Here is a 22,257-nt window from a genome sequence, read left to right as displayed (position 1 = left end):
CCTGGGCTTCGCCGTTTGCCGAGGCCGATCACCCCGCCGCCGACGGGGTGCCGGTCCGCGAACGCGGTCGGCCGGACCAGCCTGCGGCAGCCGCCCAGGCCAGCAGTACGCCCATGGTCAGGCCGGGCGGCAGGTACCAGAACGTGAGGAAGCCGGCCGGTGGCGTCAACAGCAGTGCCGCGACGAGCGCCCACGCGACGCGGCGTGGCAGCACACCGCGACGCAGCCCTTGCAGGCCACACCAGACGGTGCCCACCAGCGCCGTCAGCAGAGCCACGAGGTCGAAAATCCACCCGTACCCGGGGCTGTTGTATTCCAGGCCGATCGCGATGGCGGCGGCGAGGAGCCCGTACCGCGTGAGGCGCCGGGGCGTCGCGGTGGCGTGGCCGGTCACCGTCCAGACGAGCGGCAGCGTCAGCAGCACCGACACGAAGAAGGGCCCACGCCAGATCCACGCCGGCTCCCCACCGTCGAACAACGGCAGGTTCTCTGCCAGCCATCGCATTGGAGCGGGGAGAGAGCTGACGGCTCGGCCGCCGCCGACCTCCCACTGCGTGGCCATCGCGGCGCCGAGCACCGCGGCGACCAGCGGCGCGAGAATCGCCAGGGCGCGCCGCCAGCGGGCGACCGCCCATCTGCCCGGGTCGGCGCGATCGGGTACGTGCCGCGGATGCTCCTGTCGCATCGGATGATCGTCCTCGCGCCGCTGGGAAATCCCATCAGGAGAACAGTCGGGATCACCAGTAGCGTTTCGGCTGTAATCGCGGTTACGAGGCCGCCCGTGCTCTTCTGCCCGGAGCGGGCAGGTCGGCGGCGACCGTGCCCAGCAGCGCCAGCGCCTGCGCCGAACGGCTGCCGGCCTCGGCCTGGTAGACGACCAGTTGCTGGCCCGTCGCACCGGCGACGGTGAGCGAGTCGTACGTGAGGGTCAGCTCGCCGACGTCGGGATGGTGGAACAGCTTCGCCTCGTGCGTCTTTCCCCGTACGTCGTGGCGGGCCCACAGCCGGCGGAACTCCGGGCTCTTCAGCGAGAGTTCCCCGACCAGTTCGGTGAGCCGCGCGTCGTCGAGCATGTCGGCTGCGGCGGCCCGCAACGCGCCCAGGCTGGACTGCGCGACCCGGTCCCAGTGGGGATAGAAGGAGCGGGCCGCCGGGTCGAGGAAGACGAACCGGACGAGGTTGGGCTCGTCGGCCTCGAACAGCGTGGCGAACAGGGCGCGTCCGAGCCGGTTGGCGGCAAGCACGTCCATCCTGCGGTCGATGATCAGCGCGGGTGTGTGCAACCAGCCGTCCATCAGGCGCAGCAGGCTCGGCCGGACGGTCTCCCGCGTACCCCGGCGGACAGGCTTGCGGCCGATCCTGGCCAGCAGGTGCAGATGCGCCGCCTCCTCGGCGTCGAGTCCGAGGGTGCGGGCCAGCGCGTTCAGCATCTGTTCCGACGGGTGCTGTTCCCGCCCCTGCTCCAGGCGGGCGTAGTAGTCGGTGCTGACCCCGGACAGCTGGGCGACCTCCTCGCGCCGCAGACCCGGCGTCCGGCGCCGGCCGGAGGAGACGATGCCGGCCTCCGCCGGGCTGGTCGTCTCCCGCCGGGCGCGCAGGAACTCGCCGAGCGGATTGATGCCGTCCACCACCCCAACATAACCGCGATCGACCGGCCGCCAGGCGGCTCAGCCGGGGTGTGACGCACCCTGGTTGCGGCCGGCCGTACTCCGCACCGTGGACTCATGGAATCCACACAGAAGGTCGTTCTGGTCACCGGCGCGAGCAGCGGCATCGGCGAGGCGACCGCACTACGCCTGGCCGCCGAGGGGCACGCTGTGGTCGCGGGCGCGCGGCGCCGCGAGCGGCTCGCCGCGCTCGCCGAACGGCACGACAACATCAGGGTACGGCGGCTCGACGTGACCGACCGCGACGACGTCACCGCGTTCGTCGACAGTGCGGTGGCCGAGTTCGGACGGGTCGACGTGCTCGTCAACAACGCGGGTCTGATGCCGTTGTCCCGGCTCGACGCCCTGCTGGTGGACGAGTGGGACCGGATGATCGACGTCAACGTCCGGGGCCTGCTGCACGGCGTCGCGTCCGTCCTGCCGGTCTTCCAGCGGCAGGGCAGCGGCCACCTGGTCACCGTCGCCTCGGTCGGCGCGCACGAGGTGGTGCCGACCTCCGCGGTGTACTCGGCGACGAAGTTCGCGGCGTGGGCGATCACCGAGGGTCTGCGACTGGAGGCCGATCCGAGCCTGCGGGTCACCACGATCACGCCCGGCGTCGTCGAGTCGGAACTGGCCGAGTCGATCACCGACCCGGTGGCCCGGGAGGCGATGCGGGAGTACCGCCGGAACTCGATCTCGCCGGACGCGATCGCGCGGGCCATCTCGTTCGCCGTCGGCCAGCCGGCGGACGTGGACGTCAACGAGATCATCATCCGTCCGACCCGGCAGCGAGGCTGACATGTCAGGTTCCCACCATCGCAAGGCCGCCACCGTCTTCCTGGCGGCGGCGCTCACCGGCTGCGGCACGGAGACACCGCCCGGACCGCAGGCCACTCCGTCCGCGACGCAGGCGCGGTTCCCGGTCTCCGGGACCGTTCATCCGTACGTCGGGATGTGGGTCACCGCCGACGGCCACATCCGGCAGGAGCTGCTGCCCGACGGCCGGTACGACGAGGCGCGGGGCGACCGGAGGAGCGCCTACACCGGCCGGTACGAGGTGACCGGCGAGCACATCGACTACTGGGACGACAGCGGGTTCACCGCCGACGGCCGGTTCGACGGCGACGTCCTGCACCACGGCGGCTACCTGTTCTACCGAGAGGGCAGCGCGGCCCACCGAAACGCCGTCGCGGACCGGGCGTCGAATCGCCCGTCCGGATAGGCCGGACAGGGGAGCGCCGGGCGCCCGCTACCGGCGCCCGGCGCGTTGCCGGGCGGCCTCGTACAGCGCCACCGTCCCGGCCGCCGCCGCGTTCAGCGAACTCGCCGCCCCCACGATCGGGATGCGCACCATCCGGTCACTGGCCTCCTGCCAGCCCTTGCTGAGTCCGTGCGTCTCGTTGCCGATCAGCAGGAGAGTGGGACCGGTCAGGTCGTGCTCAGCGACGTCCACGTCCCCGTGTTCGTCCGTACCGATGATCTGGATCTGCGGACGTCCGTCCGCGCGCACCGCGGCGACCCAGTCCAGCACCTCGCGGTGGCCGGCGGCGCGCACCACCGGTACGGCGAACAGCGAGCCGGTGCTGGCCCGGACCGCCTTCGGGTCGTACGGGTCGGCGGCGTGGCCCGTGATGATCACGCCGGAGGCGCCGAAGGCGTCGGCGGAGCGGATGAGCGTGCCGATGTTGCCCGGGGTCTTGGGGCGGTCGAAGACCACCACGAGCATGGCCGGCCCGACCGGGATCCGGGCGAGGTCGTCGGCGGGCTGCGCCACCACGGCGAGCAACTCGGGGGACTCCTCGTTCTTGCCGCTCAGTTCCCGCATCAGCTCCGGCGCGAGCGCGACCCGCCGGGCGTCGGCGCGGTCGAGCAGGTCACGACACCAGCGGGACAGCGGCTGCCGGTCCGGGTACAGGAGGGCGCGGATCTGCCAGCCCTGCTCCAGGGCCACGGTGATCGGGCGTACCCCCTGGACCAGAAACTCCGCCGTACGCTGCCGCTTGGTGCGATTGGTCAGCAGCGCCTGCCACTGCTGGAAGCTCGCGTTGCGGGTGGTGATCGTCAGGGTCTTCGCCACGCAGCCGATTCAACCGCATCGGGATCGGCGGCCACGCGGCGGTGAGGCGTACGACGCGGCGCGATTGTCCCGCCGAGTGACCAGCCGCTATCGTTCCCTCGCCCCCAGCCGCAGAGTTTGAGGATCGCGATGACTTCCCCGCCGTTGACGAAGGTTGCCGATCGGGAAGGTTCACCCTCCGAGGAGCCGGGCGGTACGGCGACCGCGCGCGAGCCGGGCAAGGAGGCGACGCCGAGCCGGTTCCGGGCCGACGTCGCCGGGCTCCGGGCCGTCGCCGTGGGGCTGGTGCTGCTCTACCACGCCGGGCTGCCGTTCATCCCCGGTGGTTTCGTCGGCGTCGACGTCTTCTTCGTGATCTCCGGTTTCCTCATCACCGGGCAGCTCATCTCCGAGATCGAGCGCAGCGGCCGGGTCTCGCTGATCGGCTTCTACGCGCGCCGGGCCAAGCGCATCCTGCCCGCCGCAACCGTGGTGCTGGCGGCCACCGCCGTCGCGGTCCGGCTGTTCGTACCCCGGGGTGAGTGGCAGGTCGTCGGCGGTGACATCGCCGCCGCGGCGACGTACATCGTGAACTGGCGCTTCGCCGACCGCGCTGTCGACTACCTGGCCGAGGACGTCGCGCCGTCGCCGGTCCAGCACTTCTGGTCGCTCGCCGTGGAGGAGCAGTTCTACCTGCTCTGGCCGCTGTTGATCGTGCTGGCCATCCTCGCCGCGCGCAAGCTCCGGCGGGCGAACGTACGGCCGGTCCTGTGGGTCGGTCTCGCGGTGCTGGCGGTGCCGTCGTTCGTCTGGTCGATCATCGAGACGGCCAACTCGCCGCAGCGGGCGTTCTTCGTCTCCACCACGCGGCTGTGGGAACTCGGGGTCGGCGCCGCCATCGCGCTGCTGGCGGTCCGCGCCGCGCGGATGCCCCGGTCCGTGGCGGTCGTCCTGGGGTGGCTCGGCCTCGCCGCGATCGTCGCGGCGGCGCTGCTGGTCAGCGGGAAGACCGCATGGCCCGGGTACGCGGCGGCGCTGCCCACGCTCGGTGCGGCGGCGGTGATCGCGGCCGGCGCGGCGGCCGGCCCCCGCGGGCCGGTGATGGTGCTCGGTACGCGTCCGTTCCAGTGGATCGGTGACCTGTCGTACTCGCTCTACCTGTGGCACTGGCCGATGCTCGTGGTGGCCGCCGCGCACTTCGGTGACCTGTCGCTGACCGAGGGCCTGCTGGTGGCGCTCGCCTCGGTGATCCCGGCCTGGATCACGTTCCGGCTGGTGGAGAACCCGCTGCGCTATTCGCGGAAGATCTCCACGTCGCCGCGTCTGGCGTTGAGCCTGGGCGGCAACTTCACGCTCGCCGGCATCTGCGCCGGCATGGTCCTGGTGCTGATGGGCGCGTGGGCCGCCGCCGCGACCACCACCAAGGGCCAGTACGCCCCGGGGGCCGCGTTGCTGTCGACGGCGCCCGGCACCGCCCCGATCGGCCCGGTCCCGGAGCGGTTCGACGTGATCAAACCGGACCCGCTGCAGATCCGGCAGGGCTTCATGGACGTGCCCGACACGAATCGGGACAAGTGCTTCCAGCAGGTCGACGGCGCCGAGGTGCTGTCCTGCACGTACGGCAACCCGAACGCCGCCACCACCGTCGCGCTCGTCGGCGACTCGAAGATGGACCAGTGGCTGCCGGCGTTCCAGGTGCTGGCCGAGCAGAACGACTGGAAGATCCTGATCGCCGCGAAGGCGTCGTGCCCGTTCACCAGCGCGCCCGCGGTCCGGGCGGACGACCCGAGCAAGCTCTACACCGACTGCATCGACTGGAACCGGTCGCTGATGCGCAAACTGGTCGAGGAGCGACCCGACTACCTGGTCACCTCGCAGGGCGCGGCGCGCGCCTTCGACAGCGGCGCGAAGGAGCCGACGGTCGAGGCGATGGTCGCCGGGGTCCGGTCGGCGTGGAAGAAGCTCGACGCCGTGGGCACGCAGGTCGTCGTGCTCGCCAACAACCCCGGCCCCGGGCCGGCGGTGACGTGCGCCGACAAGAACCGCAAGCGCCTGTCCCGGTGCGCGTTCGACAGGGAACGGCACGACCAGGACCCGGCGTACCGGATGCAGCGGCAGGCGGTGTCCGGCGCGCCGAAGGTCAAGATGATCGACCTGTTCGACGCCGTCTGCCCGACCGACAGGTGCCCTGTGGTGTTCGGCAACGTGCTCATCTACCGGGGTGGCTCGCACATCGGCGCGGCGTACGTGAAGACCACCGCACCGCACCTCGCCCGTGCCCTGTCCGACGTGGGCGTGCCGGCGCGCTTCAGCCCGGCCCAGTAGCTCGCCTCGGGTTGCGGCGTCCGGCCACGATGGCGTCGTGACCATCCGCCGGCCGTCACCGCTCGGCATCGCGTACGTGCTGCTGGCGGTCGCCGGTGGCGTCCTGCTCTGGCTGCCGTTCCACACGCAGTCGGCGCTCGACGACTGGGGGGTGACGCTGCGCGAGCGGGGTACGCCCGCACAGGCGCTCGTCGTCGACCAGGTGACGAAGAGTGGCGGCAACCGGAGTTCCTCGTCGCGCACCATGTACTTCCGTTACGTGGTCGACGGCCGCACGCACTCGCAGGAGGTGCCCTGCTTCGAGGTGTGCCGGGCGGCGGGCACCGAGGTGCCGATCTGGGTCAACCCGGCGGACGCGGGCGACTTCGTCACCGACTTCGGGCAGCTCAGCGGGCACCGCGGGCGCGTGCAGGGCGTACTCGGTGCGGTCGGGCTGGTCGCCCTGGGCACCGGGGTGACGCTCATGCTGTCCCGCATCCAGCGCCGGCGCGCCGCCCGCCCCCGTCGGCCGCGCCCGGTGGCACCGGCAACAGACGGCCGCGGCTATGTCGGCCGGGGCAAACGCAAGCGCAACGTCCGGCGCTGACCGTCCGCGACCGGGTCAGCGGTAGAGCGTCTCCAGGTAGGCCGGGCCGTAGTGGCGTTCCAGGTCGGCCAGGCTCTCCGCCGGGGCCTCCACCTCCTTGATCAGCCGGGCCCGGGTCGGCAGCACGTCCGGCTGCCAGGTCTCCGGCTGCCACAGCTCGGAGCGCAGGAACGCCTTCGCGCAGTGGTAGAAGATCTGTTCGATCGCGACCTCGACGGCGAGCACCGGCCGGTGGCCCTTGACCTCCATGTCGGCGAACCACGGCGCGTCGGCGATCAGCCGGGCGCGCCCGTTGATCCGCAGCGTGTCGGTACGGCCGGGGATCAGGAAGATCAACCCGACGTGCGGGTTGGCCAGGATGTTGCGGTAGCCGTCGGCCCGCCGATTGCCGGGCCGCTCCGGAATCGCGATCGTGGTGTCGTCGAGCACCAGCGCGAAACCGGGCGGGTCGCCCTTGGGGGAGACGTCGCAGGTGCCGTCCGCGCCGGCGGTGGCGATCAGGCAGAACGGCGAGGCGGCGAGCCACTCCCGGTCGCGTTCGTGCAGCGTACGGCGGTCCTTGGCGGCCGCCCTCGGCATCGGTGTGCCGATCAGTTCGCGTAGCTCGGCCTCGTTGGTGATCTCCCGGGTCGTCACGTCTTCCTCCCCCGTCCGTTGATCGTCACGACGGTTCCGGCCCGCGACGGCCTGGTTTCCGCCACTGTCAGCCTAGGAGACGCGTCGAGTGCCGGTTTGCCCCCGGAGCCGGCGGGTAGGGACCGGTTCGCAGCGTGCGTCCGGACGTGACGGATGGAGGCCGAGATGGAGAGCCGGCTCAAGGTGCTCGGCCATCCCGTGCACCCGATGCTCGTGATGTTCCCGGTGGCGCTCTTCGTGACCGCGGTGATCTTCGACGTGGTGGACACAGTGGGCGGGCCCGGCTTCCTCGCCGAGGTCGCGTACTGGAACATCACCGTCGGCCTGATCGGCGGCCTGCTGGCCGCGGCAGCGGGGGCGTTCGACCTGCTCGCCCTGCCGGCCGGCACCCGCGCCAAGCGGGTCGGGCTCACCCACGCCGCCGCCAACGTGGCGGTCATCCTGCTGTTCGCCGCGGTCTGGGCGGTACGGCTCAACGCCGACTCCCGCGCGGCCGGTGGCGCGCTGATCGCCATCGAGGTGGTCGCGCTGGCGATCCTCGGCGTCAGTGCCTGGCTCGGTGGCGAACTGGTGGACCGGCTCGGTGTCGGCGTCGACCCGGAGCACGATCTCAACGCGCCCAGCTCGCTGCGACCCCACTCGGCGACACAGCGGATCGGAGACGCGCGATGACCGAACAGAGCGGCGGGCGGGGCTGGCGGGGCCGTCAGCAGGGCTGGGATCCGATGGGCGAACTCCAGTCGCTGCGCTCCGAGCTGAGCCGGCTGGTCGGCGGGCGCTCCGGCAGCCAGGACGTGGACCTGGCCGAGACGGCCGACGGCTGGGAGGTGGTCGTCCGGCTGCCCGGTGTGGCGCCGGAGGAGGTCGCCGTCGAGCTGGACGACCGGGAGCTGTGCGTCCGCGCCCGGTCCGAGGCCGAGGTCAACGCCGACCACGGCATACCGGGCGGGTTCACCACCCGGGGCTTCGAGTACCGCGTGGACCTGCCGTCCCGCGTGGACCCGGACCGGATCGACGCGGTGATGGACCACGGCCTGCTCCGGGTGCGCCTGCCCCGGGCGACCCGGCCCGCGCCGCGCACCATCACCGTCGGCCGGACCGGCCCGCGGCCGGGCGCCGACCGTACGCCGATGCCCGCCGACCCGGCCGCCGACCGGGAGCTGCACCACCCGGACACCGCGCTCGACGAGATCGACAGGCCGTAGGGCCGCGTGACCAGCCCGCCCGCCAGCTCGCCGCGCCGCGACCCGGAGGTGCTCGGCCCGGTCGGCGAGCGCGTCCCTGACGTCGAGCGGATCGCCGTGCTGCGTGCCAACGCGCTCGGCGACTTCATCTTCGTGCTGCCGGCGCTCGACGCGCTGCGGTGCGCGTACCCGTCGGCGGAGATCGTGCTGCTCGGCGCGCCGTGGCACGCGGCGCTCTGGCGCGACCGGCCCGGCCCGGTGGACCGGGTGCTGGTGGTGCCGGCGGCGCCCGGCATCCGCGACCCGGGGCCCGGCGAGTCGCCGGGTGACGTCCCGGCGTTCCTCGCCGCCGCCCGCGCCGAACGGTTCGACCTGGCGTTGCAGGTACACGGCGGCGGGGCCAACTCGAACCCGTTCGTGGCCGGGCTGGGCGCGCGGGTGACCGCCGGCCTGCGCGCCGAGGGCGCGCCGCCGCTGGACCGGTGGCTGCGCTACGTCTACTACCAGCACGAGGTGATCCGCTACCTGGAGGTCGCGGCCCTGGTCGGGGCGCCCGCCACCACGATCACCCCGGCGCTCGCGGTCACCGCCGCCGACCGGGCGGAGGCCGCCGCCGTGCTCGGCGAACCCACCCGCCCTCGGGTCGCGCTGCACCCGGGCGCCACCGACACGCGGCGGCGCTGGCCGCCGGAACGCTTCGCCGAGGTCGCCCGGGAGCTGACCGGAGACGGGTACGAGGTGCTGGTCACCGGCACCCCCGCCGAGCAGGAGACGGTCGACGCGGTGGTGGCGGCGGCCGGGGTGCCGGTACGTCCCCAGGTCGGGACGCTCAGCCTGGGCGCGCTCGCGGCCGCGTACGCGGACTGCGCGCTCGTGGTCTCCAACGACACCGGACCGTTGCACCTGGCCGCCGCCGTGGGCGCGCCGACAGTGGGCGTCTTCTGGGTCGGCAACCTGATCAACGGGGCGTCGCCGCTGCGCGGACGGCACCGCCCGATCGCCGCCTGGACCACCCACTGCCCGGTCTGCGGTGTCGACTGCACACCCGGGATCTACCCGCACCGGCCGGGCGACGGCGAGTGCCCGCACCGCGTCTCGTTCGTCGCCGACGTGCCCGCCGCCGAGGTGCTCGAGGCGGCCCGGGAGCTGCTCACACCTCCGCGGGCGACTCGCTGAGCACCACTTCCCACGCCTCCACGTCGCGTTCGGTGACTGTGGTCGGCGACTCCAGGTGGTAGGCCCCGCTGGGCAGGACCCCGGCGCCGCCGTGGCGCTCCAGCACGGCGAGCTGCGCGGCGACGTCCTCGCCCTGGTGCCGCTCGGGCAGCCGCTCCCAGAAGTCGAAGCCGCCGGCCTCGACGAGCTTGGCCCGGTCGTAGAGAACGCAGCCGCCGATCCAGGAGATCTTGTACGCCCGCCACTCGCCCGCCGCCAGGTCCAGCTTCTCGGTGACGTGCAACAGGTTCGCCGCCGGGTGGATGGACGCCCGGTGCCACTCCGGCGTCCCGGGCATGATCCGTTCCGGTACCGGCGGCCCGGTCCACTCCTCGTAGTGCTCGTGCGTCTCCGGGCGGACGTCGTCGGCGTAGGAGAGGCCGTGCACCGCGTTGCCGACGAATCCGCAGCCCAGCTCGCCGAGCGCGGTGACCAGCCGGGCCAGCGCGCCCGGCTCCAGCCACACGTCGTCGTCGAGGCAGAGCACCGCGTCGGCCGCCGACTGGGCCAGCAGGTAGGACCGGTGCTCGGCCAGGCCGCGCCGGGGAAGCCGCCGGGTCAGCAGCACCGGGTGCCCCCGGTGCCGCAGGGCCCGGACCATCGTGGCGGCGGCCGGGTGCGCGTACGCGGGCTCGCCGTCGGACTGGTCGCTGACCACCACCCCGAACCCGGGTATGCCCTCCTGGGCGGCCAGCCCGGACAGCGTGACCGCCAGTTCGGCGGGCCGGTTGCGGGTGGGGATCAGCACGTCCAGCCGCCGGTGGTGCCGGAACCGTTCGGGCGTGCCCGGGTCGAGCGGACGGGTCACGCCGGCCTGCCCTCGCCGACCGTGTCGGTGACAGATTGGGCGCGGATCCGGTCGATGATCGCCGAGGTGGAGCGGTCCGGCACGTAGCCGAGCGTGCGTACCTGCCCGCCCAGCCGCCGTACCAGCGGCGCCTCCGGCACCATCTCCGGCGGGTAGTCGCCGCCCTTGACGTAGACGTCGGGTCGGACCGCCTCGATCAGCCGGGCCGGGGAGTCCTCCTCGAAGATCACCACGTGGTCCACGCAGGCCAGCGCCGCCAGCAGGGCGATCCGGTCCTCGACCGGGTTGACCGGCCGGTCCGGGCCCTTGAGCCGCCGTACGCTGCCGTCCGAGTTGACCGCCACGATCAGCAGGTCGCCGAGCGCGCGGGCCTGGGTCAGGTAGCGGACGTGCCCCGGGTGCAGCACATCGAAGCAGCCGTTGGTGAACACCACGGACCGCCCGGCCTGCCGGTGTTCGTCCACCAGCGCGGCCAGCTCGTCCGCGCCGACCAGGGCCGGGTGCCCGCCCTCGTCCGCGCCGGTGCCGAGCGCGGCCAGCAGGTCCTGCTGGCGGCACACGCAGGTGCCGGTGTCGGCCACCGTGATGGTGGCGGCGAGCTGGGCGAGCTGGGCGGCGGTGGGCAGGCCCGCGTCGGCGGCGAGCGCCAGCGTCATGGCCGCCAGGTACGCGTCCCCGGCACCCACCGCGTGGCTGGCCGGGACCGGGGTGCTGTGGCTGCGCCGGGGCTCGCCCTCGGCGCCACCGACCACCGCGCCCTCGGTGTCCAGGGTCACCGCCACCACGTCGGCGCCGGTGTGCGCGCGCAGCTCGGACAGGCGCGACTCGGCCAGCACGGCCCGGTCCACGCCGGTGCCGGCCGCCGCGCTCACCGTCACGCCGGTCCCGGTGACGCTCAGCCCGTCGCCGGTCAGCGCCACCCGCTCCTCGCCCGGCATCGGCTCGCCGGTCGGCCCGGCGGGGGCCTCGGCGGCGGGCGTGCCGGAGGTCGGGTGCGGGCTGCCGGGTGCGCGCTCACCGGACCCGCCGGGCGCGGCGCCCACCATCAGTTCGGACGGGCCGTCGGCCTCGGCCGGGTGGTCCAGATGCACGTCGCCGCTGGGGACGGCACCCCGCTCGGCGTGCGCGAACCCGGCGGCGGCGCGGGCCAGCAGCCGGGTCGCCTCGGCGAAGCTCGGCGTCACCACAGTCGGGTTCAGCCCGCGCCAGTCGGCCAGGTCGTGCGCGTCGAGCGCCACGGTGCCGTACCGGTCGCGGTTGGCGACCAGCCAGGCGCGTACCGCCGAGGGCAGCGCGCCCAGGCCGTAGTCGCAGACCACGAGCGTGAGCGGCTGACCGGCGGCCACCGCGCGCAGCTCCTCGGTGGCGCAGTGCAGCGCGGTCAGCAGGCGGGCCACCCCGTCGGCGTCCAGCCCGTCCTCCGGGCCGCCGGAGTCCTCCCGCAGCAGGATCTGGTTGCCGGCGAGCATCCGCCGCTTGACCGGCGTGGGCCGGCCCGGCTGGCTCACCGTACGGTCCCAGACCGCCGCGCGGTCCAGGCAGTCGTGCAGTTCGTCGCCCGCCACGTCGGCACCGACCGGGGCGACGAGCGCGGCCCGGCCGCCCAGCGCTGCGACGTTCACCGCGGTGTTGGCGGCGCCCCCGGCCGCGGAGATCCGCCGCCGCAGGGTGAGGACCGGCGCGGGCGCCTCCCGGCAGAGCCGCTCCGACTCGGCGAACCGCCACTCGTCCAGCATGGCGTCCCCGACGACCAGCACGGGACGCTGCTGCCAGCTCGCCACCACGGTGGCGAGCCGGCGCTCTTCCGCTGCTGCTCCTGCCATGCCTTTGCGGATCCCCCCGGGCCGTCGGGCCAAACGCGACGTGGGCCACCCGATGCGTCCGGTTTCGCGGCATCGGCCCAGGGAACCGTGCAGACGTACCCCGGAGAGGAGAAGCAGCATGGCAGCGACACTTCAGGGCAAGCGCATCGCCTTCCTGGCCGCCGACGGCGTCGAGGAGGTCGAGTACACCAAGCCCCGGGAGGCGGTGGAGAACGCCGGCGCCCAGGTCGAGCTGGTCTCCATCGAGTCCGGCACGATCCAGGCCTTCAACCACCTCGACCACGGCAAGCAGTACCAGGTCGACGTCACCACCAAGGAGGCGGACGCCGGGGCGTACGACGGTCTGGTCCTGCCCGGTGGCGTGGCGAACCCCGACTTCCTGCGGACGGACCCGGAGGCGGTCCGGTTCGTCAAGGCGTTCTTCGACGCCGGCAAGCCGGTCGGGGTGATCTGCCACGGCCCGTGGACGCTCGTCGAGGCGGACGTGGTGCGGGGCCGCACCATCACCTCCTGGCCGAGCCTGCGCACCGACCTCACAAACGCCGGCGCGAACTGGGTCGACCAGGAGGTCGTCACCGACAACGGGCTGGTCAGCAGCCGCAAGCCGGACGACCTGCCGGCGTTCTGCGCGAAGATCGTCGAGGAGTTCGCCGAGGGCCGGCACGCCGCCTGAGGAAAGTCACAGGCCCACCGGGGGCATGATCCGCCCCCGGTGGGATAGGAAGCGGGATGACCGCCCAGGCCGCCCCGCCCGCATTGCCCGCCCGCCAGATCCGCCTGCTGATGTTCGGTCTGATGACCGGCATGCTGCTGGCGGCACTCGACCAGACGATCGTCGGCACCGCGTTGCCGACGATCGTCGGCGAACTGGGCGGCATCAACCACTACTCGTGGGTGGTCACCGCGTACCTGCTGGCTTCGACCGCCTCGACGCCGCTGTACGGCAAGATGGCCGACCTGTACGGACGCCGGCCGGTCTTCCTGTTCTCGATCGGCATGTTCCTGCTCGGCTCGTTGCTGGCCGGGCTGTCGCAGAACATGACCCAGCTGATCGTCACGCGCGGCGTGCAGGGCCTGGGCGCGGGTGGCCTGATGACGCTGGCGTTCACCATCATCTCGGACGTGGTGTCGCCCCGGGAGCGCGGTCGCTACCAGGGGTTGTTCGGCGCGGTGTTCGGCGTCTCCTCGGTGGCCGGGCCGCTCGTCGGCGGTTACTTCGCGGAGACCAACTGGCGGTGGATCTTCTACATCAACGTGCCGCTGGCGATCCTCGCCATCGTGGTCTGCTGGCACGTGATGCGGCTGGTGCCGTTCGAGCGCCGGGAGCACACAGTCGACTGGATCGGCGCGGCGCTGCTCGTCGCCGGCGTGAGCTGCCTGCTGCTGGCGTTGAGCTGGGGCGGCGCCGAGTACGCCTGGGGTTCCGGCGTGATCGTCGGGCTGTTCGCCGCGGGCGTGGTGCTGGGCGTGCTGTTCGTCGTCCAGGAGGCCCGGACCAAGGAGCCGATCCTGCCGCTGCGGTTGTTCCGCAGCGCCACGTTCGCGCTCGCCAACGGCGCGGGGTTCGTGCTCGGTCTGGTGATGTTCGGGTCGATCATCTTCATCCCGCTCTACCTCCAGATCGTCAAGGGCGCCTCCCCGACGCGCAGCGGTCTGCTGATGCTGCCGATGATGGCCGGCGTCATCATCACCTCGATCATCACCGGCCGGGCGATGAGCCGGATCGGCAGGTACAAGTGGTTCCCGGTGGCGGGCGCTGCCGTGCTGGTGGTCGGCATGCTGCTGTTCCAGCAGCTCCAGGTGGCCACCACGCTCTGGGCCGCGTTCGGCTACATGGTGGTGATCGGCGTGGGGCTGGGTCTGTGCATGCAGTCGCTGATCCTGGCCGTGCAGAACGCGGTGAGCGTCCGCGACCTGGGTGCGGGTACCTCGTCGGCCACGTTCTTCCGGTCGCTCGGCGGCTCGTTCGGCGTGGCCATCCTCGGCGCGGTGCTGTCGTCCCGGCTCACCGCCGAGTTGTCCACGCGGCTGCCTGGTGCGCTCGCGCAGCTCCCGCCGGAGCAGCGGGCCGCGGTGTCGGCCGGTGGGAACTTCTCGATCAACGACCCGGCGGCCATCCTCGCCCTGCCCGCCCCGGTACGCGCGGCCGTCCAGGCCTCGTTCGTCGAGTCGCTGCACCTGGTCTTCCTGAGCACGGGGCTGATCGCGATCGTCGCGGTGCTGGTCACGCTGGCCATGCCGAACCTTCAGTTGCGGGGCACCGGCCCGCAGGGCGCCACCGGCGGCGCCGACCCGATCGGCGGGAAGGCGCCCGCGCCCGGCGGCAAGCCGCTGACCAAGGAGTCGAAGGAGGAGGCGGCCGCCGACATGGAGGCCAAGTCGCAGACGATGCTGTGACCGGCGGCTACTTGAGGATCAACCGGTTGGTCTGCTCGAACACGTCGAGGTCGGCGAGCGTCTCGTGCACGCTCGACGACAGCGGGTGCGGGAAGTCCGCCGGGCGGAAGAACCCGGAGTCGGTGGTCTCGTCGGTGAACCGGGCCAGCTCGCCGTCCCACTCGTCGACCCGGAACGCCGTGGTGAAGACCTGGTACGTGTGCCCGTACATGTTGGTGTGGGTGCGGTCGGGTCCGGTGTAGAGCGCGAACGCGCTTACCCGCAGCGCCCGCAGCCCGGTCTCCTCCCGCACCTCCCGGACCGCGCAGTCGGCGATGGACTCGCCGAGTTCCATGGCACCGGCCGGCAGGGCCCACTGGCCGTTGTCGGACCGCTGGATCAGCAGCACCCGGGCGGCGTTGTCGCGCACGACGGCGCGTGCGCCGACGAACATCAGGGTGCGGTCACCGGCCAGGGCGCGGAGCTGCCCGACGTACGAGTCGGCCCACGAGATGCTCACCCGGACAATCTACGCATCATCCGTGATCACCTCGGCGGTTCCGGGGGGTTCCGCAGATGTGACCGACGCCACTACGTTGTTACCCATGCGTAGCACGATGATGGATGCCCCTCTCCAGGTCGCCCGGATCCTCGAACACGGCGCCACCGTGCACGGCGCGGCGGAGGTGGTCACCTGGACCGGCGCGGAACCCCGCCGGATGACGTACGCGGAGGTCGGCCGCACCGCCGCCCGGCTGGCCCATGCGCTGCGCGAGGAGTGCGGGGTGACCGGCGACGAGCGGGTCGGCACGTTCATGTGGAACAACAACGAGCACCTGGTGGCGTACTTCGCCGTGCCGAGCATGGGCGCGGTGCTGCACACGCTCAACATCCGGCTCTTCCCCGACCAGGTCGCCTACATCGCCAACCACGCGCAGGACCGGGTGGTCCTCGTCGACACCACGCTCATCCCGCTGCTCGCCCGGGTGATCGGCGACATGACCACCGTTGCGCACGTGGTGGTGGTCGGCGGCGGTGACCCGGCCCCGCTGCTGGCCGCGGCCGGTGACCGGATCACCGTGCACCACTGGGACGCGCTGCTGGCCGACCGCCCGGACCACTTCGACTGGCCGGAGGTGGACGAGCGCGACGCCGCCGCGCTCTGCTACACCTCCGGGACCACCGGCAACCCCAAGGGCGTCGCCTACTCGCACCGCTCGATCTACCTGCACTCGCTCCAGGTCTGCATGCCGGAGGGCTTCGGGCTCGGCCCGAACGATCGTGAGCTGGCGATCGTGCCGATGTTCCACGCCATGTCGTGGGGCCTGCCGTACGCGGCGTTCCTCTCCGGCGCCTCGCTGATCATGCCGGACCGGTTCCTCCAGGCGGAGCCGATCGCTGCGATGATCGCCGCCGAGCGGCCCACGCTCGCCGGCGCGGTGCCGACCATCTGGACCGACCTGCTCGCCTACCTGGACGCGCACGAGGTGGATCTCTCCTCGCTGAAGGAGGTGATCGTCGGCGGGTCGGCCTGCCCGCCCGCGCTCATGCACGCGTTCCACGACCGCTACGGCATCGACGTCATCCACGCCTGGGGCATGACCGAGATGTCGCCGCTGGGCTCGGTCTCCCGGGCACCGGCCGGCGCGACCGGCGACGACGCCTGGCGCTACCGCTACACGCAGGGCCGCGTCCCGGCGGGCGTGACGGCGCGGATCGTCGGCCCGGCCGGCGAGCCGCTGCCGGCCGACGGGACGTCCGTGGGCGAGCTGGAGGTACGCGGCCCGTGGGTGACCGCCCGGTACATCGGCGACGACGCCCCGAAGGAGGAGAAGTTCCGGGACGGCTGGCTGCGGACCGGTGACGTCGGCACGCTGTCGCCGGACGGCTTCATCACCCTCACCGACCGCGCCAAGGACGTGATCAAGTCGGGCGGGGAGTGGATCTCCTCGGTCGAGCTGGAGAACGCCCTGATGGCGCACCCGGCGGTGCTGGAGGCGTGCGTGGTGGGCGTACCGGACGAGCGCTGGGACGAGCGGCCGCTGGCCACTGTGGTGGTCCGCGAGGGCGCGTCGGTGACCGCCGAGGAGCTGCGGGACTTCCTGGCCGCCTCGGTGGCCCGCTGGCAGCTGCCGGAGCGCTGGGCGTTCATCGACGCGGTCCCGAAGACCAGCGTCGGCAAGTTCGACAAGAAGGTGGTGCGCTCGCGGTACGCCGACGGCGGGCTCGACGTGCGGGAACTGACCGCGTCGTAACGTTTCGCGGCGTACCGTCGCCTACACGGGTAGGAACGCGTTCCCAACAGACATTCCTCCCAGAGGGCGGCCCCGGCGTTCGCACCGCGCCGGGGCCGCCCGTCCGTTACGGGGTGACCCGCACCGTCATTGTTGCGAAACTTGTTCGCGTCTGTCCGGCTGTCGGGGAAATCCGGTCGCCTACTCGTCGGCGGTGCTCACCAGCACCTTGCCCACCACGCTGTTCTGCACCGCCTGCTGCGCGGCAGCGGCCTCCACCAGCGGATACCGGTGCAGCGGCAGGCCGGCCTCCTCGCCGACCCGGATCGCGCCCTGCGCCACCGCCGCCGCGATGTCGGTGACCGCCTGCGCCTTCGCCACCTTCGGCGCGGTGTAGATCAGCACGAACTGCCAGCGCGCGTTCGGGACCATCAGCGGCCGGATCGGCAACGTCACCTCGTCGCCGCCGTCGTCGGCGTACACGCAGACCGCCCCGCCGGTGCGCAGCATCCGTACGTCGGCGGCGGCGTTGCGGGCGGCGGAGACCTCGACGATCGTGTGCACCCCGTCGGGCGCGACCTTGCGGACCTCCTCGACCACGTCCTGCTCGCGATAGTTGATCACGAAGCTGGCCCCTGCCGCCGCCGCGAGCTGCGCCTTCTCCGGGCTGCTCACCGTGGTGATCACGCAGGCGTCGGCCCATCGGGCGAGCTGGATCGCCGCGTTGCCCACCGCGCCCGCACCACCCTGCACCAGCACCACGTGGTCGCTCAGCGCACCCGCGTGCAGCTTGTCCGGCATGAACTCACCGGCGGTCAGGCAGCGGTGCGCGGTCATGAACGGGATCCCGAGCGCCGCACCCAGGTCGAACGAGGCAGGACCGAGCGGCACCGCGTGCCGGACCGGGACCAGCGTGTACTCGGCGGCAGTGCCCCACGGCCGCTGCCACGCCGCCTCCCACACCCAGACCCGCTCACCGATGAGCGTCTGGTCCACGCCCTCGCCGACCGCCTCGACCACCCCGGCGCCGTCCTGGTGCGGGATCTGCCAGCCGGCCGGCAGCGGCCACGCCTGGCGGGCCTTCCAGTCGGTCGGGTTCACCCCCGACACGGCCATCCGCACCAGCACCTCGCCCGGCCCGGGTTCCGGCACCGGCCGGTCCACCACCTGGAGCACCGAGGCGTCCCCGCTGCGCTCGTACACGATCGCCTTCATCCGCCCTCCGATCATTCAAGGAAGGGCCCCCTGTTAACGCCTCAGGTAGAGGAAGGGCCCCTTGTCAACACCCCTCGACCACAGCGGGAGTGAGCGCGCCGATCGAGGGGAGCAGCACCGCCGCGAGCGCCTCCGCGTCCGGATCGAGCGGATACGACCCGTGCGGCACCGCCACCACCCGGCACCCGGCGGCGGCCGCCGAGCGGACCCCGTTCGACGAGTCCTCCACCGCCACGCACCGGGCCGGGTCGACGCCGAGCCGCCCGGCCACCGCGAGCCACACGTCGGGCGCGGGCTTGCCCCGGGCGGTCTCCTCCGTCGACAGCGTCGCGCCGAACGAACCGGCCAGGCGCGTCGCGTCGAGCGCCGCCGCGATCAGGCGGGTCGGTGAGGAACTGGCCAGCCCGAGCGGCCACCGCGCGGCGATGCGGCGCACGACCTCGTCGGCGTCGTCGATCAGCGGTACGTGTTGCGCGTACCGGCGGGCCATCTCGGTCACCACCTCGGTGGCGACCTGCTCGGGCGACCTGTCGACGCCCAGCTCACCGCTCAGGTACTCGGCCCACTCGCCGGTGCTCATCCCCATCAGCCGGCGCTGGGTGTCCGGCTGCCAGACGCCGCCGTGCTGCGCCACGTACGCCCGCCGGACCTCCTCCCAGACCGGCTCGGAGTCCACGATCACGCCGTCCAGGTCGAAGAGCACCGCGTCCACCACGTGACCATCCTGCCGGACGGGCCGCACTCCCGTCAGGAACGGCCGCCCCTTCCCGGATCCGGGTGACGGTCACGCCGAGGGTTGTGCCGGATCGGCGGCGTGCCGCTCAGCGTGCCCGCGCCGCCGCGTCCGTGCCGGCGCCGCGCTGCGCCGGAAGACCGATCGGCGCCTTGGCCGGGATGATCGTGCGGCAGCGCGTCGCGATCGGTTCCAGCAGCTCCGCCAACCGGGCGGTACGCTCCGCGCCCAGTGCCCGCCACGGTCCCGACGCGGCCCGGTCGGTGGCCTCCTCGACCGCGCGGAACGTCTCCGTGGCGTACGGCGTGGGGGCGAGGTCGGCGGTCAGCCAGCCCTTGTCCACCAGGCGCTGCTCGGCGGCGGTCCACTGCTCGTCGGTCCAGCCCCGGGCCGGCTGGTGGAACTCACGGGACTGGTCGACCCGGCACCGCCAGGCCACCACCTCGACCGGTTCCAGCCCGGTCGTGACCAGCGCCGCCACGTGGCCGTCGCCGCGGTGCTCGCGCAGCGTCGCGGCGGCCTGCCAGAGGCGGGCCAGCGGGTACTCGCCCCGGGGCAGGGCGGCGTTCACCGCGCCGAGCACCCGCCCGGCCGTGTCCACCAGCCCGGCCGCCTCCTCCAGCAGGTCGGCGGCCTCGACCAGGTGCGACTCGGGCAGCTCGTAGGTGAACTCGGCGAGCGCCTGCACACCACCGGTGAGCCGGGCCCGCAGCGCCTCCTCCGGGGTGGCCAGGCGCCACACCGACGGCAGCGCGCGGGCCACCATGGCCGGCGCGAAGCTGAAGAAGGCCGCGGTCACCGCCGGCGCGTCGACCGGCCCGAGCGGCGCGGCCCGTCCGGCGAAGTAGCCGCGCCAGTAGCCCCGCAGCCCGACCGCCTCGAACGCGGCCCGGGCACGGGGGTGGAAATAGGTCACCGCGTGGACCGGCTCGTAGAGCGTCCACATCTGCCGGGTCACCCCGGCCTCGTCCAGCGCCGCCACGTGCACCTCCGCGTCGGTGGGCAGATCACCACGGACGGATGTGCCGCCCGTGGTGACCATGAACCTACTGCCGCTGGGTGACCGGACGGAAGCCCGGAGTGATCTACTGCGCAGCCAGCACGTCGACGACGAAGCGCAGCGGCCCGGCCGGACGACCGCCCGCGGCGTCGTTGCCGTACGCCAGCTCGGCCGGGAGGTCCAGCTGGACCCGGCTGCCCACCGGCACGCCGACCAGGCCCTGGTCCCAGCCCTTGATGACCTGGCCCACGCCGATCTGGAAGGTGGCCGGCTGGCCACTGTCCCAGGACGCGTCGAACTGCTTGCCGTCCTTGTAGAAGACACCCACGTAGTTCGTGGTGATGTTCTGACCCGCCTTCACCGCCGGCCCGGTGCCCTTCACGAGGGTGGTGACGGTGAGCTTCTTCAGCTCGCCGGTGCCGGCCTGCACGGTCGGCTTGGTCTTCAGCGCCGGGTCGATGTCGGCGGGCAGCTCCTGGGCGGGCGCGCTGGGCTCGGCCGGCGCGGTCGGGCTGGCCGAGGAACCGGCGGTGGACGCCTTGTCGTCGTCCCCGCTGTTCAGCCACACCAGGCCGCCGACCAGGGCCACCACCGCGAGCACGCCGACCGCCGCGCCGAGGATCGACTGCCGGCGACGACGCGCCTCGGCTGCCTTCTTCTCGGCCAGCTGGGCGGCCAGCCGCCGCTGTGCCTTGGTGGCCGGGGCCTGGCCCGCCGACCGGTTCTCCACACGCTCGCTCACGTCGACTCCCTGCAGGGTGGGTGGGTGCGCCCCCGGCGGGCCGCCGCCGAGGCCAGCGCACACGGTACCCGCCCGGAGGCCCAGCGTGCCCATACGGCCACCACGATCCGGACACGAAGCCCGATACAAGGGCACCGCGCGGGGTAGGTTCCGGCCATGGCGATCCTCAGCGAAGAAGACCTGGCCCTGCTCGGCGAGCCGCAGCTCGCGCACGTGGCGACGATCGAGGCCGACGGCACCCCGCACGTCACCCCGGTTTGGGTCGACACCGACGGCGAGCACGTCGTGTTCAACACGGCAAAGGGCCGGCAGAAGTACCTGAACATGTCCCGCAACCCGGTGGTCGCGGTGTCGGTGGCGGACAAGGCCGACGACTACCGCACCCTGTGGATCAAGGGCACCGTCGAGTTCGTCACCGAGGGCGCCGACGAGCACATCGACCGGATGGCGAAGAAGTACCTCGGCCAGGACACCTACCCCTGGCGCCGCCCGGGCGAGGAACGCGTCATCGTCCGCGTCACCCCGACCGAGAAGCTCGGCCGCGGCTGAGCGGCGCGGGCCCCGCCGTCCGTCGAGGGCGGGGCCCTTCGCCGTACGCGTCAGGCGCTCTTCTTCTTCGCGGGCGTCTTCTTGGCGGCGGTCTTCTTCGCCGGTTCGGCCTTCTTCGCCGCCGTCTTCTTCGCGGGCGTCTTCTTGGCGGCGGTCTTCTTCGCCGGTTCGGCCTTCTTCGCCGGCGCCTTCTTCGCGGCCTTCTTGGCGGAGCGGGCCGACGAGATCGGGGTCGGCTCGGCGCCGCCGCCGGACGGCGCCTCGCCCCGGGCGGCGCGGGCCCGCTCCACGGACGCCTTCAGCGCGGCCATCAGGTCGACCGCGGCGGCGGGGGCAGCCTCTTCCTCCTCGGGCTGCACCACCTCGCGGCCTTCGACCTTCGCGTCGATGACCTCCTGCAACGCCGCCCGGTAGTCGTCGGTGAACGCGTCCGGCTCGAATTCCCCGGCCATCGAGTCGATCAGTGAGCTGGCCATAGCCAGCTCGGGCGGGCGTACCTTCAGGTCCTCGTCCAGGAAGCCGAAGTCGGGCCGGCGGATCTCGTCCGGCCACAGCATGGTGTTGAGCAGCAGGACGCCCTCGCGGACCCGCAGCGTGGCCAGCTGCTCCCGCTGGCGCAGCGCCACCTTGACGATCGCCACCCGCTCCGAGTCGGACAGCGCGTCGCGCAGCAGCACGTACGGCTTCGTCGCCGAGCCCTCCGGCTCCAGGAAGTACGCCTTGTTGTAGAGGATCGGGTCGACCTGCTCGGCCGGTACGAACTCCAGCACGTCGATCGCGTGCGAGGTGCTCAACGGCAGGTCGGCGAAGTCCTCGTCGGTGAGGATGACCATCTCGCCGCCGCCGATGTCGTACCCCTTGGCGATGTCGTCGTAGGTGACCTCCTCGCCGCAGACCGAGCAGGTGCGCTTGTAGCGGATGCGGCCGCCGTCCTCACGGTGCACCTGGTGGAAACGGATGTCCTTCTCCTCGGTGGCCGAGTAGACCTTCACCCCGATCGACACCAGGCCGAACGACACCGCTCCTTTCCAGATCGCCCGCATACCCGCGCTCCTCTCCCCGGTTGACCACCAGAATCGCAAACGATCGAACGGGACGCACGCGCTTCGCTACGCAACTACAGTCA

The 22,257-nt window shown here is 72.7% G+C and carries 23 protein-coding genes; 11 read left to right on the top strand and 12 right to left on the bottom strand.

Annotated elements, in window-relative coordinates:
- Positions 1-28: 28 nt before the first annotated feature.
- A complete protein-coding gene (locus tag O7607_RS10400) occupies positions 29-685 on the bottom strand; it encodes a hypothetical protein (protein ID WP_269702748.1) in 657 nt (218 codons plus the stop codon).
- Between the two features lie 82 nt (positions 686-767).
- Positions 768-1,628, bottom strand: a complete 861-nt coding sequence (locus tag O7607_RS10395) for a helix-turn-helix transcriptional regulator (protein ID WP_332367307.1) — start codon at positions 1,626-1,628, stop codon at positions 768-770.
- A gap of 96 nt (positions 1,629-1,724) precedes the next feature.
- Between O7607_RS10395 and O7607_RS10390 the strand changes: the two genes are divergently transcribed.
- A complete protein-coding gene (locus O7607_RS10390; protein WP_269702744.1) occupies positions 1,725-2,447 on the top strand; it encodes an SDR family oxidoreductase in 723 nt (240 codons plus the stop codon).
- A 1-nt stretch (position 2,448) separates the two neighbouring features.
- Positions 2,449-2,871: an Atu4866 domain-containing protein gene (locus O7607_RS10385; protein ID WP_269702743.1), complete on the top strand. Its 423-nt coding sequence runs from the start codon at positions 2,449-2,451 to the stop codon at positions 2,869-2,871.
- A 27-nt stretch (positions 2,872-2,898) separates the two neighbouring features.
- Here the strand turns inward: O7607_RS10385 and O7607_RS10380 are convergent, their stop codons facing one another.
- Entirely contained in the window at positions 2,899-3,726 is an 828-nt protein-coding gene (locus O7607_RS10380) for a TrmH family RNA methyltransferase (RefSeq protein WP_269702741.1), read from the bottom strand.
- A gap of 129 nt (positions 3,727-3,855) precedes the next feature.
- On the opposite strand from O7607_RS10380, the gene O7607_RS10375 reads away from it, so the two are divergent.
- Positions 3,856-6,030, top strand: a complete 2,175-nt coding sequence (locus O7607_RS10375) for an acyltransferase family protein (RefSeq protein ID WP_269702740.1) — start codon at positions 3,856-3,858, stop codon at positions 6,028-6,030.
- Positions 6,031-6,067: 37 nt separating this feature from the next.
- The gene (locus O7607_RS10370; protein ID WP_269702739.1) at positions 6,068-6,616 is read left to right on the top strand and encodes a DUF3592 domain-containing protein; all 549 of its coding nucleotides are present in this window, start codon (positions 6,068-6,070) and stop codon (positions 6,614-6,616) included.
- Between the two features lie 15 nt (positions 6,617-6,631).
- Here O7607_RS10370 and O7607_RS10365 read toward each other — a convergent pair whose 3' ends face one another.
- Complete coding sequence (locus O7607_RS10365; RefSeq protein WP_269702738.1) at positions 6,632-7,252, bottom strand: pyridoxamine 5'-phosphate oxidase family protein; 621 nt, start codon at positions 7,250-7,252, stop codon at positions 6,632-6,634.
- A gap of 165 nt (positions 7,253-7,417) precedes the next feature.
- On the opposite strand from O7607_RS10365, the gene O7607_RS10360 reads away from it, so the two are divergent.
- From O7607_RS10360 to O7607_RS10350, 3 genes are read left to right on the top strand one after another with little or no spacing between them, the layout of a single operon-like run.
- Positions 7,418-7,924: a DUF2231 domain-containing protein gene (locus O7607_RS10360; RefSeq protein ID WP_269702736.1), complete on the top strand. Its 507-nt coding sequence runs from the start codon at positions 7,418-7,420 to the stop codon at positions 7,922-7,924.
- The gene (locus O7607_RS10355; RefSeq protein WP_269702734.1) at positions 7,921-8,457 is read left to right on the top strand and encodes an Hsp20/alpha crystallin family protein; all 537 of its coding nucleotides are present in this window, start codon (positions 7,921-7,923) and stop codon (positions 8,455-8,457) included. The genes O7607_RS10360 and O7607_RS10355 overlap by 4 nt, the downstream gene beginning before the upstream one ends.
- 6 nt (positions 8,458-8,463) lie before the next feature.
- Entirely contained in the window at positions 8,464-9,612 is a 1,149-nt protein-coding gene (locus tag O7607_RS10350; protein WP_269702733.1) for a glycosyltransferase family 9 protein, read from the top strand.
- Here the strand turns inward: O7607_RS10350 and O7607_RS10345 are convergent.
- Both O7607_RS10345 and rfaE2 read right to left on the bottom strand, forming a co-directional pair.
- Positions 9,587-10,459: a glycosyltransferase family 2 protein gene (locus O7607_RS10345; protein ID WP_269702731.1), complete on the bottom strand. Its 873-nt coding sequence runs from the start codon at positions 10,457-10,459 to the stop codon at positions 9,587-9,589. The two genes, O7607_RS10350 and O7607_RS10345, sit on opposite strands and share 26 nt — an antisense overlap.
- Positions 10,456-12,282: a D-glycero-beta-D-manno-heptose 1-phosphate adenylyltransferase gene (gene rfaE2, locus O7607_RS10340; protein ID WP_269702728.1), complete on the bottom strand. Its 1,827-nt coding sequence runs from the start codon at positions 12,280-12,282 to the stop codon at positions 10,456-10,458. Before rfaE2 ends, O7607_RS10345 begins: the two co-directional genes overlap by 4 nt.
- A 118-nt stretch (positions 12,283-12,400) precedes the next feature.
- On the opposite strand from rfaE2, the gene O7607_RS10335 reads away from it, so the two are divergent.
- Positions 12,401-12,955, top strand: a complete 555-nt coding sequence (locus O7607_RS10335; RefSeq protein ID WP_269702727.1) for a type 1 glutamine amidotransferase domain-containing protein — start codon at positions 12,401-12,403, stop codon at positions 12,953-12,955.
- A gap of 56 nt (positions 12,956-13,011) precedes the next feature.
- Positions 13,012-14,679 (top strand): MDR family MFS transporter, encoded by a 1,668-nt coding sequence (locus O7607_RS10330; RefSeq protein WP_269702726.1) that lies wholly within the window; start codon positions 13,012-13,014, stop codon positions 14,677-14,679.
- 7 nt (positions 14,680-14,686) lie between these two features.
- Here O7607_RS10330 and O7607_RS10325 read toward each other — a convergent pair whose 3' ends face one another.
- Positions 14,687-15,178: an NUDIX domain-containing protein gene (locus tag O7607_RS10325; RefSeq protein WP_013283681.1), complete on the bottom strand. Its 492-nt coding sequence runs from the start codon at positions 15,176-15,178 to the stop codon at positions 14,687-14,689.
- Positions 15,179-15,263: 85 nt separating this feature from the next.
- On the opposite strand from O7607_RS10325, the gene O7607_RS10320 reads away from it, so the two are divergent.
- On the top strand, positions 15,264-16,913 hold the full coding sequence (locus O7607_RS10320; RefSeq protein WP_269702724.1) for a fatty acid--CoA ligase: 1,650 nt from the start codon (positions 15,264-15,266) through the stop codon (positions 16,911-16,913).
- Positions 16,914-17,093: 180 nt separating this feature from the next.
- Here O7607_RS10320 and O7607_RS10315 read toward each other — a convergent pair whose 3' ends face one another.
- The 4 genes from O7607_RS10315 to O7607_RS10300 form a co-directional block, all read right to left on the bottom strand.
- Positions 17,094-18,107, bottom strand: a complete 1,014-nt coding sequence (locus O7607_RS10315; RefSeq protein ID WP_269702722.1) for an NADPH:quinone reductase — start codon at positions 18,105-18,107, stop codon at positions 17,094-17,096.
- Between the two features lie 64 nt (positions 18,108-18,171).
- On the bottom strand, positions 18,172-18,822 hold the full coding sequence (locus O7607_RS10310; protein ID WP_269702720.1) for an HAD family hydrolase: 651 nt from the start codon (positions 18,820-18,822) through the stop codon (positions 18,172-18,174).
- A gap of 106 nt (positions 18,823-18,928) precedes the next feature.
- Complete coding sequence (locus O7607_RS10305; RefSeq protein ID WP_269706935.1) at positions 18,929-19,786, bottom strand: SCO6745 family protein; 858 nt, start codon at positions 19,784-19,786, stop codon at positions 18,929-18,931.
- Between the two features lie 139 nt (positions 19,787-19,925).
- Complete coding sequence (locus O7607_RS10300) at positions 19,926-20,675, bottom strand: FKBP-type peptidyl-prolyl cis-trans isomerase (protein WP_269702718.1); 750 nt, start codon at positions 20,673-20,675, stop codon at positions 19,926-19,928.
- A gap of 63 nt (positions 20,676-20,738) precedes the next feature.
- On the opposite strand from O7607_RS10300, the gene O7607_RS10295 reads away from it, so the two are divergent.
- Positions 20,739-21,131, top strand: a complete 393-nt coding sequence (locus tag O7607_RS10295) for a PPOX class F420-dependent oxidoreductase (protein ID WP_269702716.1) — start codon at positions 20,739-20,741, stop codon at positions 21,129-21,131.
- 50 nt (positions 21,132-21,181) lie between these two features.
- Here O7607_RS10295 and ku read toward each other — a convergent pair whose 3' ends face one another.
- Positions 21,182-22,174, bottom strand: coding sequence for a non-homologous end joining protein Ku (gene ku / locus O7607_RS10290; protein ID WP_269702714.1), 993 nt, complete (start codon positions 22,172-22,174; stop codon positions 21,182-21,184).
- Positions 22,175-22,257 lie beyond the last annotated feature (83 nt).

Origin of the sequence: Micromonospora sp. WMMA1949, assembly GCF_027460145.1 — a bacterium.
In the GTDB taxonomy this organism is placed as follows: Bacteria; Actinomycetota; Actinomycetes; order Mycobacteriales; family Micromonosporaceae; genus Micromonospora.
The sequence above is the reverse complement of the archived record's forward strand: the minus strand, read 5'-3'. Positions and strand labels throughout refer to the sequence as shown.